Annotated in this window: 11 protein-coding genes and 1 pseudogene; 2 read left to right on the forward strand and 10 right to left on the reverse strand. The window is 39.9% G+C overall.

Annotation, left to right across the window (positions count from 1 at the left end; translation table 11 throughout):
- Window positions 1–210 precede the first annotated feature (210 nt).
- The gene (locus tag HWQ44_RS17410) at window positions 211–2,532 is read right to left on the reverse strand and encodes a tetratricopeptide repeat protein (protein WP_292720900.1); all 2,322 of its coding nucleotides are present in this window, start codon (window positions 2,530–2,532) and stop codon (window positions 211–213) included.
- 264 nt (window positions 2,533–2,796) lie between these two features.
- Here HWQ44_RS17410 and HWQ44_RS17415 point away from each other — a divergent pair, with 264 nt between their 5' ends.
- A complete protein-coding gene (locus tag HWQ44_RS17415) occupies window positions 2,797–3,642 on the forward strand; it encodes a peptidoglycan-binding protein (protein ID WP_292720902.1) in 846 nt (281 codons plus the stop codon).
- A 228-nt stretch (window positions 3,643–3,870) separates the two neighbouring features.
- On the opposite strand, the gene gorA is transcribed toward HWQ44_RS17415, so the two are convergent.
- The 6 genes from gorA to HWQ44_RS17445 form a co-directional block, all read right to left on the reverse strand.
- Window positions 3,871–5,217 carry a glutathione-disulfide reductase gene (gene gorA, locus HWQ44_RS17420; protein ID WP_292720904.1) on the reverse strand — a complete coding sequence of 449 codons (1,347 nt, stop codon included), beginning with the start codon at window positions 5,215–5,217 and terminating at the stop codon, window positions 3,871–3,873.
- Window positions 5,218–5,467: 250 nt separating this feature from the next.
- Entirely contained in the window at window positions 5,468–6,244 is a 777-nt protein-coding gene (crtW, locus tag HWQ44_RS17425) for a beta-carotene ketolase CrtW (protein ID WP_292720906.1), read from the reverse strand.
- A gap of 821 nt (window positions 6,245–7,065) precedes the next feature.
- Complete coding sequence (locus HWQ44_RS17430) at window positions 7,066–7,512, reverse strand: SRPBCC family protein (RefSeq protein ID WP_292720908.1); 447 nt, start codon at window positions 7,510–7,512, stop codon at window positions 7,066–7,068.
- A 19-nt stretch (window positions 7,513–7,531) separates the two neighbouring features.
- Window positions 7,532–7,720 carry a CPXCG motif-containing cysteine-rich protein gene (locus HWQ44_RS17435; protein ID WP_012411100.1) on the reverse strand — a complete coding sequence of 63 codons (189 nt, stop codon included), beginning with the start codon at window positions 7,718–7,720 and terminating at the stop codon, window positions 7,532–7,534.
- A 97-nt stretch (window positions 7,721–7,817) separates the two neighbouring features.
- The gene (locus tag HWQ44_RS17440) at window positions 7,818–9,473 is read right to left on the reverse strand and encodes a radical SAM protein (protein ID WP_292720910.1); all 1,656 of its coding nucleotides are present in this window, start codon (window positions 9,471–9,473) and stop codon (window positions 7,818–7,820) included.
- A 21-nt stretch (window positions 9,474–9,494) separates the two neighbouring features.
- Window positions 9,495–9,749 (reverse strand): SemiSWEET transporter, encoded by a 255-nt coding sequence (locus HWQ44_RS17445; protein WP_094350079.1) that lies wholly within the window; start codon window positions 9,747–9,749, stop codon window positions 9,495–9,497.
- Between HWQ44_RS17445 and HWQ44_RS17450 the strand changes: the two genes are divergently transcribed.
- Window positions 9,686–9,886, forward strand: a complete 201-nt coding sequence (locus HWQ44_RS17450) for a hypothetical protein (protein ID WP_292720918.1) — start codon at window positions 9,686–9,688, stop codon at window positions 9,884–9,886. The genes HWQ44_RS17445 and HWQ44_RS17450 overlap by 64 nt on opposite strands.
- Before the next feature lie 148 nt (window positions 9,887–10,034).
- Here HWQ44_RS17450 and HWQ44_RS17455 read toward each other — a convergent pair.
- The 3 genes and pseudogenes from HWQ44_RS17455 to aroC all read right to left on the reverse strand — a co-directional run bounded on the left by HWQ44_RS17455 (window position 10,035) and on the right by aroC (window position 13,978).
- A pseudogene (locus tag HWQ44_RS17455) lies at window positions 10,035–10,940 on the reverse strand (hypothetical protein).
- A 27-nt stretch (window positions 10,941–10,967) separates the two neighbouring features.
- A complete protein-coding gene (locus tag HWQ44_RS17460; RefSeq protein ID WP_366931390.1) occupies window positions 10,968–12,602 on the reverse strand; it encodes a hypothetical protein in 1,635 nt (544 codons plus the stop codon).
- A gap of 287 nt (window positions 12,603–12,889) precedes the next feature.
- Complete coding sequence (aroC, locus tag HWQ44_RS17465) at window positions 12,890–13,978, reverse strand: chorismate synthase (protein ID WP_292720916.1); 1,089 nt, start codon at window positions 13,976–13,978, stop codon at window positions 12,890–12,892.
- Between the last annotated feature and the right edge of the window lie 231 nt (window positions 13,979–14,209).

Raw genomic sequence — 14,209 nt, forward strand, 5'->3', positions numbered from 1 at the left:
AAGACGCGGGGACACGGGGACAATATTAGATCCAAAAGAAACAGCGATCGCGCAATTCTTACTAAGCTATATTACATTGTGTTGATAAACAACGTATCTTGTATGTTTTGTAAGATTTGGAAATGCGATCGCTGCTGGTAAAATGTAGCCCATTGTAGAGACGGCGATTTATCGCGTCTCTCTAACCGAAAATGCGTTGTTTGCAGACAATTATGGGCAATCAAGTAAAGTTTGCATCTCCTGTGCATCCCTTGTCATTCCCAAACGCTCAAAACTATTAATAGCCTGAGTTGATAATTGGCAGGCTTTCTGGACACTTCCCCACCTTCTCTCCCAGCGGGCTAGAGAACGTTGATAACGAGCCAGACGCCGTTTATTATTGCTACTTTCGGCGACAGTTAAGCCTTGAATTAATAGCTTTTGAGCTTCATCGCGATCGCCTTGTTCAATGGCAATATCAGCAAGCCAATTTTGAGCAGAATTGATCACTCGATACCAATTAATTTTTTCTGCACTTTTCATCACATCTTGAAATAGCTTCTTTGTTGAAAAATATTCCCCTTCTGAATAAAAGATTTCAGCCCGATGATAAAGCACGGGAATAAAATAGCGGATGTGCTGTCGCTCATCTAGATTCGCATCAATCACCAATTTTTCTTCTACTATTAGCCAGTGGCGCGCATCTGGATAATTATTTTGTCGGATTCGCAGTCTAGCCATACTTTCGGCTAAGTCAGCTTGAACACATGAATCTGCATGATCGCGTAAAACCCATGCCCGCTGCAATATTTCGTCTGCTTGCGTGAGACTTTGGGGCGAACACTCCCGAATTAGCAGCCAGGTTTTGCGGATCATGAATTTTACTAAAGATGACCATTCACCACGTCGTTCTGATTGTTCTATCAGCCATTGCAACCAATCGAGGCGATCGCCCCAATAAGCATAGAGATTGGCGTAGTGGTTCAAGAGCAACCACAAATCCCTAACTTCTGCATAATGGTCTTGGTTTTTACACCAATAAAGTACCGCCCGTAGATTTCCTTCCTCTTTCTTTAACCTGTTGTAATGTATCCATTTTTCCCAATCTTCTCCGCCGTAACTGTAAGCAAAATCTAGATACCATGTCACCCAACGCATCCGTGCTTCTTTCTCAAAATCTGGGTAAGCAGTTAATTGTGCTAAGGCATACTCACGAGTCAGAGAAAGCATCTCGTATCGCTTAGTCTCTGGGTTGAGATTCACTAACGAGAGTTGCTGCAAACGTACCAAGCCATTACTGACAGAATCAGGATCGGATGTCAGTCCAGCAACTTCAGCCACAGCAGCTTGGATAGGAGCGTCAGGAAAAATCGCCAGTGACATGAGTAACTTGTGTGGTGGCTCTCCCTTCATACCTTGCACTGATTTCTCAAAGCAAAAACGAGCCACATCGCCTGTAGCAGAGGCTAACTGCTCCAATACGAAGTTCAAAGAGTAGCCACTAGAAACTTGACCGAGTGCGTAGACAATAGCGAGAGGGATTCCCCCAGTGCGATCGTAGAGCAAACTAGAGTCTTCATCTTGGATAGTTATACCTTTTTCTTCAGCTTGTTGCTGAATTAACTGCAAACCATCATTCAGGGGCAAGTTTCGCAGACTGATTGGCAGCAGGGCAATCCGTTCGCGGGTAGTAATTACTACTTTGACGCAAATGGGTAAATTGTATAGAAATTCTATAACCTCATCCCTGTCCTCTATAGTCTCCATATTGTCCACAATCAGAAGCGTTCGCTGTTTAGAAAGACATTGGCGTACACGCTCAAATTGGTCATTGGGAGGAGATTGAATAATTGTAGAGTCGTTTAAGGCATTGGCAATCACCCGAAAAATTTCGCGCAGGTTACGCTGTCCTTGCTGCCGTTGCAAAATCATATCGGGAATCAGTTCTTGTTGTTTGGCTGAAGTGAAAATAATTGCATCAAATTTAGGTGCATCAGAACTGTTTTCGTTACTAGCTTCTAAGCACAGGTAAGCAGCTGCTAACACCAGCGCCGTTTTCCCTACGCCACCAATGCCATGTACTGTAATCATGTGAGCGCCATGCATCGGCAAAAGCCTTTCCAGTAGCTTTTTCATATCTGCCTCACGCCCAATAAATTCTGTGTAGGTTGGTGATGGCAGATTGTGGGGGATAGAGGCGCTTTCGGTACTAGATGCAGCAACACCTCTGCGATATCCATGTCTCTCTAGAATGTAAATAAGGTTGCTCGATTTGACGCTGTTATCTGGTTCTCCTGTCAAAGTTTCAATATCTCGATAGATATTGCTCAATACCACTCTCACACCAGCGTTATCTCTGTACAAGTCCTGACTTATCTTTGTCAAGCTATACCCACATAGCAACCCAAGTAACAAGTCTTTCTTAGAATTTTGCCTGTATCGTTCTTGAATTTTAGACTCCAAATCAGTCAGTAAACGATCTATATCCCAGTCGTGTAAAACCTTTTGATACCAGGCTTTAGACAGATTCCCACGCTCTGACTGATCTGACATAAATATCACCCTATTAGTTTTGTTGTTAAATGTTGGTTAGCAACATTTTAACTAACAAAGCTTTGAGTATGTTGTATTAGTAATTTTTAACTAACAAATTTTTAACCTTGTTAATTACGCTATTTAGGGTCAATTTAGTAGGCTAATTACTAAGTTCATAATTGTTGGTAACAGGCTGCGTGCAAATGCAACATCTATCTTAACAACCAACCAAAAACTCTGGCTGAATTATCCTTTTCACTTCTCACGACAAAGGAGTACTGAATGAATAAGCTAATTCAAACTATAAGTATCTTATTTGGTCTAAAACAAGTTCGACTTTATTTTCCTGAAGAAAAACAAGTCTGTGTCTTTAATAAACTTCCCACACTTTACCGTGAGTTTACACCAACATCTGTACAAGAATCAATCAACGAATTACAAGAGCGATTAAAAACTCAAGGTTTACTTGCAGAGATTACTGGGAAATTTGATTTAGAGACAGACGAGGCAGTAAAAGAATTTCAAAAAAGAAATAATCTTCTAGCAGATGGAGTGGTTGGCCCACTAACATGGGCTTGTCTTTTGTACCCAAAACTTTCTCGGAGTCAAAAAAGTAAGTCCCCAGAATTAAGGAATGCGGTTAAGGAACTGCAAATTATCCTTTATGATGAAGGCTTTTTGAAAAAAGAACCTACTAGCTATTTTGACAGTGCAACAGAAAGAGCGGTGAAACGCTTCCAAAGAATTTATGGATTGAAGAATGATGGCATTGTTGGGGCAGCAACTTGGGCAGTACTGCTGGGAATGCGACAAAAAATTGATAAAAGCTTTCCGAGGTTAATTTATTTTTTGTCGCCGCAATCATGGTTTTTATGGGAGCAATTTTTGATGATTTGTTGCATCCTATTGGGTATTTATTATAGTCCTATACCAGGTCATACTCCTAAATTCACTACTGCTTTGGCAACTGCTTATGGACTCACCTGTGTAGTACCTTTTTTGTTAGAAAATTTACCCATTAAGCCTTCACTTAAGCCTAGCTTATCTCTCCTGCAATATGCTCCTTATGTATTAACTGGTATCTTTTGGAAACCAATTATCAATTTTTTGGGGCAATTGTTTAATTAGCCCATTCGGTAGTTGAATAATTGATGAGCAATCAAATTTTTGCGTTGTGCTTCTAAAAAATTGCGATCGCATATCGAAGACACTCTACTCTTACCCATCCCTGAAATATAAAAACGACGATTCAAAAATTAAATCGCCTTCTTCTTTGCGTAAGATAAAAATCAAACAAAGGTGGATGTGGGGATTGAACCCGCTAATCCCCACAATGGTTAAGTCCTGCACATGATTTTAATTCAACGACAGAAATTCTTCCCCTGTGGTGGGATGAATACCTATAGTTTCATCAAAATCTTGCTTGGTAATGCCTTTGCGAATTGCCACGCCCAGACTTTGAATGATATCTGCTGCGTTTTCACCTACCATATGAGCACCCAAAACTTGCCCAGAATCAGCATTTAGCACTAACTTTATAGTGGTTGATTCATTTTGCTCAGTTAGCTGATACAACAGTGTTTGGAATTGGGTGTAGTAGCATTCTACAAATTCACCAAATTTTTCCCGTGCCTTCGCCTCCGTCATCCCCACACTAGCTGCTTCTGGACGAGAAAAAACAGCAGAGGGCACATAATCATAATTCAGTTTTTGTGGCTTGTTGCCAAAAACTGTATCGGCAAAGGCAATACCTTCTGCTTGAGCCACTGGAGACAATTGTACGCGGCTGGTGCAATCACCCACAGCAAAAATATTTTTTTGGCTGGTGCAGCTGTATTCATCTACTTTGATTGCCCCATTTTCACCAAGTTCAACATGGGCATTTTCCAAACCAAGATTCTTGGTATTTGGAGCGTAACCTGTAGCAACTAAAATGGTGTCTGTTGTAATTATTTCTCGGCTCTCACCAGTAATAGTCAACAACAAACTCTCATCTGAGTATTTGATTTCTTGAACAGTGCTGTTGGTGAACAACTTAATTCCGCGTTTACTCAAACCCTGTTGTACAGCAGAGCGAATGTCATGATCAAACCCCGATAAAATCATCTCATCTTTTTCAATTACCGTCACCTCGCAACCGAAAGCGTGCATCATACTGGAAAATTCTACGCCAATGTAGCCGCCGCCAATAATTGCTAAACGTTTCGGCAGATAAGGTAGCTGAAACATCTCGCGGGATGTGATAGCGTATTCTATCCCTGGAATGTTAGGTTTGAGGGGTTGCCCTCCCACAGCAATTAAAATTTTGTCTGCTGTAACTTTGCGTCCATCAATATTGATAGTATGGGCATCGATGAAAGTGGCGTGTTGAGAAATTAATTCAATTCCAGCTTTGTGCAATTGCTGAAAATAGGATTGGTTAATGCTGTCAATATGCTGATGTACTGACTTAATAAATAATGTCCAGTCAAAGTATGTTTGACAATCACTCCACCCATAACTGTGGGCTATTTGATTTTGCAGGGCGAAGTCAGCGGCGTAGACAATTAGTTTTTTGGGAACGCAGCCGCGATTTACACAGGTTCCACCAATGGATTCTTGTTCAGCAATGGCGACACGGACACCGTAACTAGCTGCTTTTTTAGCTGCTGCCAATCCCCCAGGCCCAGCACCAATGACAAACAGGTTGTAATCAAATGTCATAAAAATCTGTTCCTTTTTTACTTTTTGGAAAGCAGAGCTATTTCATCCCTTATAGTGATTCAGACAAAACTTAATCTACTGTCTTTGGGTGGACAATTTGGGATGAAACCAGGCTGATATGTAGCAGATTGCCACATTGATAGCACTTAAATCCAAAAGGAACAGCGATCGCGTGTCACTACTTAGGGTGGAACGTCTTGATTAACTGTAGCGTAATATACAAAACCTCCAGCCCCTAAGTCCCACGTTTTTAAGCGTGGGTTCCTCCTGCCTTCTGAAAAATCTCTGGTAACTGCCACCAAGGAACATGGGGATACTCGTGATGTTCTTCGTGGTAGCCGAAATGATAGCACGTGATAAATGACCACCAAATTGGACGGGGAATCGTTTGGGCACAATGAGGCTGAATATAGCCTCCGATTGGTTCGCTATGTGGGAGGAAAGTACCAAAATAAAATAATTGCAATGAACTTAAAAGCGAAGGAAGCACCCAAAAGTAATTTAGATTATCACTGGGTATATGAAGTATGTATTTAACAAAGTTATAAATAATGATTAGGGCAATTATTTGTCCCCAACTCCAGTAACCTTTCATAAAATGTAGATACCAAGCAAAAAAGTTTTTGCGTTTACCATTATGAAAATCTGGGTCTATGTGAGTTGCTGGATTGTGATGGTGTAACCAATGCTTTTTTAATAATTTTTTATATGGTAAAAGACCATAAAAAGATAGGGTTAATATCCCAATCAGATGATTAATTTTGCTGTTTTTGGGAAATACTACCCCATGCATAGCATCATGAGATGTAATGAATAATCCCGTATATAAAAACGTTTGCCAAAGTATACTAGGCAATAGCATCCAGAATTTTAATTTGGAGATGTCAAGGGAAAGTAACAAACTCAGACTAATGACCCATACGCTAACAATGACAATAGCAATGAAAAGTCCTTTAATCTGAGATTTACTTTTTACTATTGGGGTCAATTCTGTTTGATGACTGGGTGGTTGTTCTAATTGAATCACGCTTTTACTCCGCCTAGTATTCAGATGAAATTTACTAAAATATAGCCACCATAAAAAGCACTAACCACCAGCCAGAAAACTCCATTAGTGGTCAATGTTTTGCATTGGATAGTGCCAATACTTTAAAATGTTTACAAATATTAAGATACTTTAACTATTATTACACATTTAACCGCTATAGCAAAAACTGTTTTAGGTATAGCGGTTGGCTTATATAAGTGATAATACTGACTAATATCGAAGTTTCCAGAACTAGTATTCTTAATATGTCCTTTCTAAACAGCCGAAGCCTGAAAAAAAGACAGTAACATAATTAGCGGGAAGAGTCAGGAATGAAGTGGAGTAATACCCGCATAACCTTGTAGCCATTGAGATCCAAAACTAAGTAAGCAAAAAAACTGATCATCGGCAAGCGATCGCTTCAAAGTTCAGATTCAGGAGTAAACTATAATTCTAAAGTATTACAATCCTTGTCATTGTATGCATTTTCTATTGCATTACTTGGGATAAAATTCCATTGGTTCTTTTCCTGAAGAATTAAATTACATTTCTCATCGTATTTAACCTATGAATTAGGACTATCTGTCTGTAGTACTAAAATACAAACAAGTCTAAAAGGATGAGATTTTCAGGAAATACTTTGAAATTAGCGAAAGAGTATTTCAGATATCAAAAAATCTAACGAAAGTTAGAAGATTTTCTGAGTGTTATTGCCCAGACTAAGGAAGAGCAAATAATAAGTATGGCTCCTAATCAGCTAAAGGGCTGGAGCCACTTACTACAAAAGAATCATCCGAGAAAAATTAATGACGATTAGCTTATTATGACTCGCACTCGCGTTTCGTTACATAGTGGCGGTAGCGAAACATTGCTTCTAATTGCGCTTGCACTAGCCAACCACTGACAAATTCGACTGTTCCTCCACCAGGCATAGAGAAGGAGATAGCGTCAGTTAACCTGGTTTTGCCATCTTCCGGTTCAAATTCATGTCGATGTACCCAAGATTCAAAGGGGCCAGATATCTGTTCGTCGGTAAACAGGCGATATTTTTCGCATTCAGTATGACGGGCTAACCAAGTTAAGGGTAATGGGCCGAGAAACAAGCGAAATTCGGTGATAGCGCCCACGTTCAGCCCTCCTTCACGACGAACCACTTGTACTGGTTGCCAAGGTGGATTCAACAGTTGCAAAATATCTGGCCTTTCGTGAAATTTCCAAACTACTTCTGGTGACGTATTAATGATTGAGGAATGTTTAAAGTGCAGCATGGAAAGAAAAACCTAAAATTCAACTTTCGGATTCTGTATCAATCTCGATATCTAGGGTATCTTCATCAACCCGGACGTACAAAATATTTGGGTTACAGCAAACTTGACAATCTTCAACGTAAGATTGCTGTCCTCCAGCACTCAAATCAATAAAAGTTAAGTTCGGTTCGCCGCAATAGGCGCAGTAATACTCAGCTGTGTTTTGCATCAAGTTTTCAGCGATGAATTCAATGGTATTGGGCATGGGGCATTGGGCATTGGGCATTGGTATCGGATATTTACTTTTAATTCCTATTCCCTAGTCCTCAGTCCCTAGTCCCCAGTACTGGCTGTAATTCTTTTGGAGATGGATTGATATAACTCTTAGCATCAGCCAAATGCTTTAGTAGTGTAGACTGTGGCAAAGGCCCTTGCAAGTGGCTCCAGGGTAATATTTGTTCTGTTGACCATTCAGCGTGGACGTAGAAATCTAAGTCGGGGATTTGCCCTTTGAGTTGCTTGAAAGCACGTTTGTAGCTACCCAAGGAATCGCCAAAGTCACGAGTAAGTTCAAGAAGTTGGGAGAGTCTGCGATCGCCTCTCGATAACAAAGCCTGTATAATCGACCAATTATAGCTTTCTGGGCGAAATTCTATCCCCTGTGGTTTTAGCTGTTTTTGCAAAAACTGCAACCGCTTTTCGGCTTGGCGATTCACCCCAAACCATTGAAACGGTGTGTGTGCTTTGGGTACAAAGGTGCTGCATCCGTATGTTAACCGTAATCCCGGCGCAGCTTTTTTGATATTACGCATCATCACTACGGTTTGTTCTAAATCTTCTGCTTCTTCACCAGGAATTCCGGCCATTCCGTAGAGTTTCAAGCTTTTTAAGCCGCCAGCTTTGGCATTTATGGCTGCTTGAATAATTTCATCGTTATGCAGCTTTTTGTTGACGATTTGGCGGATTTTCTCAGAACCACTCTCTACTGCAATGGTAAGCGATCGCGTGTCTCGTTTCGTCAAAGTTTCTGCTAACTGGACTGTTACAGTATTAGTTCGGACTGAGGCAATACTGAGACGGACATCATCATACTTTGGCTGACTAATATAATCTAGCAAAGTCTCAAATTCTGGATGTTGAGTGACTGAAGCCCCTAATAATCCTAGCCGATTTGTGACTTCTAAACCTTTTGCGATCGCTGGAATTAATGAATCTTCCAGACTGGCTGTTCTAAAAGGCAGTGTGAGATAACTTGCCAAACAAAAGCGGCACATTTCTGGACAACTTCTCACCACTTCTACCATGTAGATATTTTCCCATGCCGCTTTTTCGGTGACTACAGTGGATGCCGATAGAGTATTTCCCCGATAAGTCTGCTTTTGCACCACTGCGGGAATTTCGGAAGAAATTGGTTTAATTGACTTTACTTCACCATCTCTTGTGTGATATTCCACCTCATACAAACTGGGTACATAAATTCCTGGTATTTGTGCAAGTCTTTTTAGTTGAGTTTGTCTTGAGGCATTTCTGACTTCTTTGTAAGCCTCAATAAAATTCCCTAACAAGATTTCGCCATCCCCCAGTAAAATTACATCAAAAAAATCTGCAAAAGGTTCGGGGTTAGCTGTGAGAACGGGACCACCACCAAAAATTATCGGATGAGAATCATCACGAGAGGTTCCTCGAATGGGAATTTCTAAAGATTCCAGCAAATTTAGAATATTCACATAATCCAGTTCCCAAGAAATCGAAAATCCCACAATTTCCGGCGTTCTAGGGAGTTGTTCATGAGTATCTGTAAACAGGCGACTCACCTGCACATCATCACGCATTGCAAAAGTTGCCCAAACTACTTGATAGCCAAGGCTAGTGATACCTACGCTGTACTCGTTGGGAAAGGCAAAGATTATGGGGATAGCGTTGGTGTCTGGGGTAGTAGGTGTAAATAGAAGGCGTTCAGAGTCAAATACAGATGATGTCACAGGTGTTTGTTAGAGGCAAGTTTATCTATATTTAATTTTAAGCCATAGAATAATTAAGTTAAAAATCAATGTTATGGCGTTAGCAAGAATAATTGGCAAGGATTGTAAATAAATTCCATAGATTAGCCACAAAAAAACACCACTTATAAATGTCATCAGCGTAACTAAAGAAACATCTTTTGCTGATTTTGTTTGCCAAGTTTTAAACATTTGTGGCAAAAAAGAAATTGTGGTTATTGTGGCGGCAGCTAATCCTAGAACTGTCAGGAAATCCATGTTTAATTATTTATATTAAGTTGCAATATTATACATCAGCGATCGCCCTTGCCTGCTTAATACAACGCTATATGAGACATTTTACACTGTTGAGCGATCGCTACAACAGATTAACAACAAGATTCCCGACTGATTAAATAAGTCGGGAATCTAAAAATGTATCATGGTCTTAGCAAGAATAATCGGTAAAAGTTGTAATCTATGTATATTAAACACCAAACAAGACCGATTATAAATGCAATTAGCATGACAAAATAAAACTCATTAAAAGATATGTGATAAACACTAGCAAAACCGATGAATTAATTCTTCACGAGACAACTGCAACAGTAAAGGCGTAAACTCTTCTGGCGGTAACGATAATAAAGGTTCAATAATTGCTTGAAGCTCATTATCTATTTCACCAAAGCGAACTTTGAGCAAGTTTTCTACCACCAAGCGTTCTCCTTGCTGAATTCCTGTTTGGAGTCCCCGTTGTTCTCCTTCTTGTATCGCCTGTTCGCGGTCTTGTTGATAAAGTGGTGCTAATCGCATAAGCAATTCCCTATCTTCCTCGTCTTGATTTTGAGCGACTTGTAAGTTTTGTTGCAAGTTGTACAGCAATTCTAACGCTGCTTTTCGGGAAGGATTATCAGGAGTAAGTGTTTCTAGTTCGTCAATTGCTTGCTTTTGAACGTTTCCCCTACCGATGATTCTCAGCCATAAGGTTTCTGAGATAGATGGCAACTGATGAATTGTTACTATCGCGGTACGCAAATATTCTGGCATGAAGTATATTCCAGGCAGGTAGCCATCTTTTGGGTTAGCACCAAATCCTGATAAGAGTTGTGTGGATGCTGTGGGGGTAAGAATCCATAATTTTGGTAAATCAGATTCTAGAATACGAGTTTTATTCCGATTTGCTTGTCGTTGTAAATCGCCACGCACCTCTAATAATTTTAAGAGACAATCGCAAATTTATGTAGCTGAGGCTGCGTTACGAAATGGTTCAAGTAGAGAAGGGGTAGTGACAATTTGACCTAATAATCCGAGTGTTCCTGGTATGTCTGTTGGTTGTGGTTTGGGAATGAAATAAACATCAATCTGTCTAACTTCTCCTGCGACTCGTCTAGGTGCTTGGACTTCGCCGTAAGGAGTGAGTAATTGTTCGAGGTAGTCTTTGGCAAATTGGTCATGGATGAATCTGGTCATGTTGGTAGTTTGGTGATGCAAACCAGTTTATTTACCATTGTCTGACGATTTTTTGAGATAAGACTTAGCCCAAGCATATCGTTGTGAATCTTTTTTCAGTAAATATTCTGCTGCCTCATGTCGTTTATTCTCATCTTTTGTACTCCTGACTAATCGTTTTCTCTCATCATCTATATCTTCAGGTTTAGCACCACGTTTGATTGCTTCGTTAAACCAATAACTTGCTTTTGGATAGTTACTTCTATCATGAGCAATAGCTGCCATCAATGTGCAAGATTGATAACTTTCTGGCTGATACTCCATAGCTTTTTTCGCACAAATCTCTGCATCAGCTAAGTTATCCATATCTCTGAATGCTGCACCTCTAGTAACTGAAATTGCTGACTTTAGCTTGTTTTCTTTGATTTGGTTTAAGTCTAAGTTAGTAAGTTTTAATGCGTGTTCAGGTTCATCTGCTTTGCGCCAATAACTACTAGCGGTGGGAATATCCCATTTATTTCCAGTGCGGTGAAATTCCTGTTCATAAAACTCTGCTTCTAGCCTGTAATACGCAAGAGCAATTTTCCCACCAGGAGATAATAGTTCCTCTTCCATAAGCTGCAAAACCAACTTAGGATCTAGCCGTTCTTTTTTCTCTAATTTGACCATGATCGCGTAAAATGGCTCTAGCGCAAGTGAAAGATATATCAATCTATATTTTCTCTTGAGAATAGCGAAGTGCTTTTGTTGAGCGATAACAATGATATCTTCACGTCTATTATTTTTCAACCACTCAATTTCTGACTCATTAAGTAGTTCTCCTGAATCTATCTTATATTTTAGGGTAGAGGCATATTTTTCATTTGCAATTTCTATAATCTCAGTCAGCTTGCGTTTTTTGAGAAAGTTAATATCCTGTTCACCTAACTGATTGGACAACTCAAGCCTTTTGAGAATTTTATACAGGTGACTCTTAGGCGATGAATCCTCATAATGAATTATTTTATATTTAGCTCTCAAAGTAGTAAATTCTCGTGTTTCTTTTAGTTCTTGAGCAATGGAAATAGTTTCGCTTAGTCCTTGCTGTTCCAACCACTTAATTTCTAACTCACGCAAATTTTTGTTTGCATCAATATTTTGCAATATTGGATATAGCGGACTAGATAATGATAAATCAGAGTGTCGATTCGCTTGATATTTATCTCTTAACTGAGCAAAGTCAGCTTCTTTTACGGACTCTTGTTGCTGAAAAATTTCTGCTGTTTCAAAGAGTTCGTTATTGATCAGCCAATTATATTCAGAATTACTTAAACTTTCTGTTAACTCTAATTTTTTGAGTATTTGATAAAGTGGGCTATCAGGATATGAGTCTTGATATTGAGTAGCTTTATATTTAGATTTAAGTTGACTAAATAGTTTTACCTCTTGAGCAATTTTATTGGTTTCATATAAACCATTTGCTCTTAGCCATTTAATCTCTGAATCAGTAAGGAAATTTCCTGACTCCAGTTTCAAAAAAATGAAATAGAGATGACTAGATTGCCAGGAACCGTTATAACTTGTAGCTTTGTACTTAGATTTCAATTTGGAGAATTCAAATTCTAAATTTCTGAATTCTTGTACTTTATGTTTCTGCTCTTGCTTGATAGCTTCTAAAGTCTCCTCAAGCTGAGACTCTCCCAACCAATTAGATTCTAAGTCAAGTAGTTCAATTCCTAAGTCAAGTTTTCGTAGTATGAGATACAGCAAATCAGTGGGTAATGAATCTTCATATTGAGTTGCTTGGTACTTGGACTTTAAAGCAGCAAAGTGTTCTAAGCGATTTTGAGACTCTTTATCCATGTTGATAGTAGATGCGATCGCACGTAGTTAAATGTGTTATCCGCTACTATAGCAATACATATAAAAAAGGGCGAGTCAGACACTCACCCTCGAAGCATAAATATTTTCTGAAAGTCAAAGTATAATCCCTACAACACCTTACACTGTCCATGATGCCGTAACAAATGGTCACACAACACCAGCGCCACCATCGCCTCAACCATTGGAACTGCACGCGGTAACACACAAGGATCGTGTCGTCCTTTTGCTGCTAATAGGGTTTCTTCACCTTCACGAGTTACTGTTTTTTGCTCTTTTCTAATTGTCGCCGTCGGCTTAAATGCAACTCGTAAAATGATATTTTCCCCGTTGGAAATTCCCCCCTGAATACCACCAGAACGGTTAGTTACAGTGCGAATTTCACCATTTTCATCAATATAATATTCGTCGTTATGCTCAATTCCCGTTAACAGCGTTCCGCCAAAACCGGAACCAATTTCAAAGCCTTTGCTAGCAGGGAGAGACATCACACCTTTAGCGATATCAGCTTCCAATTTATCAAATACTGGTTCGCCCAAACCTTTCGGCACATTACGCGCTACACATTCTACGACACCGCCGATAGAATCACCTTGTCTACCAACTTGCTCAATTAATTCAATCATGCGATCGCTACATTCAGCATCGGGACAGCGAACGATGTTGCTTTCCACTTGTTCTAAGGTGACAGTATTTGGATCAACTACACCTTCCAAGTCCTTGATGCGCTTCACGTAAGCAATAACTTCAACATTGGCAACTTGACGGAGAATTTTTTTAGCGATCGCACCTGCTGCTACTCTACCAATTGTCTCACGCGCTGACGACCTACCCCCGCCTTGCCAATTGCGAATGCCATATTTTGCATCATAAGTTGCATCCGCATGAGAAGGGCGATACTTCTCGGCCATCTCGTCGTAGTCTTGCGAACGAGCATCTTTGTTCCGTACCAAGATTGCTATAGGCGTTCCTAGTGTTTTGCCTTCAAATACACCTGATAAAATCTCGCAGGTATCGGCTTCTTTACGAGGGGTCGTAATTTTACTTTGTCCCGGACGCCTTCTATCTAATTCTACTTGAATTTCTTCTGGCGAAATTTCTAGTTGTGGAGGACAACCATCAATCACAACCCCTACACCGCCGCCGTGAGATTCACCAAAAGTGGTGATGCGAAATAGATGACCAAAAGTGTTGCCCATGATCTTAAGGAAAAAGGATGAGGCTTATGTATTTTACCTAGAGTTCGTGCAAAAGTTAATTTTTGTGCTTATTTTGGCACTTGCACTGTATGGTGTTTAACCCATCTTTTACCTATACAAATGAGAAAGCGCCCTCTGTTAACAGAGGGCGCTTTCTCATTTATCTAAACTTGAGAATTAACCGTTGATAGCAGGAGCGGTTAGAGCTACAGGAGCGGAATCGCCAGCAGC

Source organism: Nostoc sp. JL34, from assembly GCF_017114945.1.
Classification (GTDB): Bacteria; Cyanobacteriota; Cyanobacteriia; order Cyanobacteriales; family Nostocaceae; genus Nostoc.

Bases quoted from the DNA above. Each gene is read 5' to 3' on its own strand.
- HWQ44_RS17445 (WP_094350079.1), bottom strand. From the start codon at position 9,749: ATGGATTTCCTGACAGTTCTAGGATTAGCTGCCGCCACAATAACCACA.
- HWQ44_RS17415 (WP_292720902.1), top strand. From the start codon at position 2,797: ATGAATAAGCTAATTCAAACTATAAGTATCTTATTTGGTCTAAAACAA.
- gorA (WP_292720904.1), bottom strand. From the start codon at position 5,217: ATGACATTTGATTACAACCTGTTTGTCATTGGTGCTGGGCCTGGGGGA.
- HWQ44_RS17435 (WP_012411100.1), bottom strand. From the start codon at position 7,720: ATGCAAAACACAGCTGAGTATTACTGCGCCTATTGCGGCGAACCGAAC.
- aroC (WP_292720916.1), bottom strand. From the start codon at position 13,978: ATGGGCAACACTTTTGGTCATCTATTTCGCATCACCACTTTTGGTGAA.
- HWQ44_RS17410 (WP_292720900.1), bottom strand. From the start codon at position 2,532: ATGTCAGATCAGTCAGAGCGTGGGAATCTGTCTAAAGCCTGGTATCAA.
- HWQ44_RS17430 (WP_292720908.1), bottom strand. From the start codon at position 7,512: ATGCTGCACTTTAAACATTCCTCAATCATTAATACGTCACCAGAAGTA.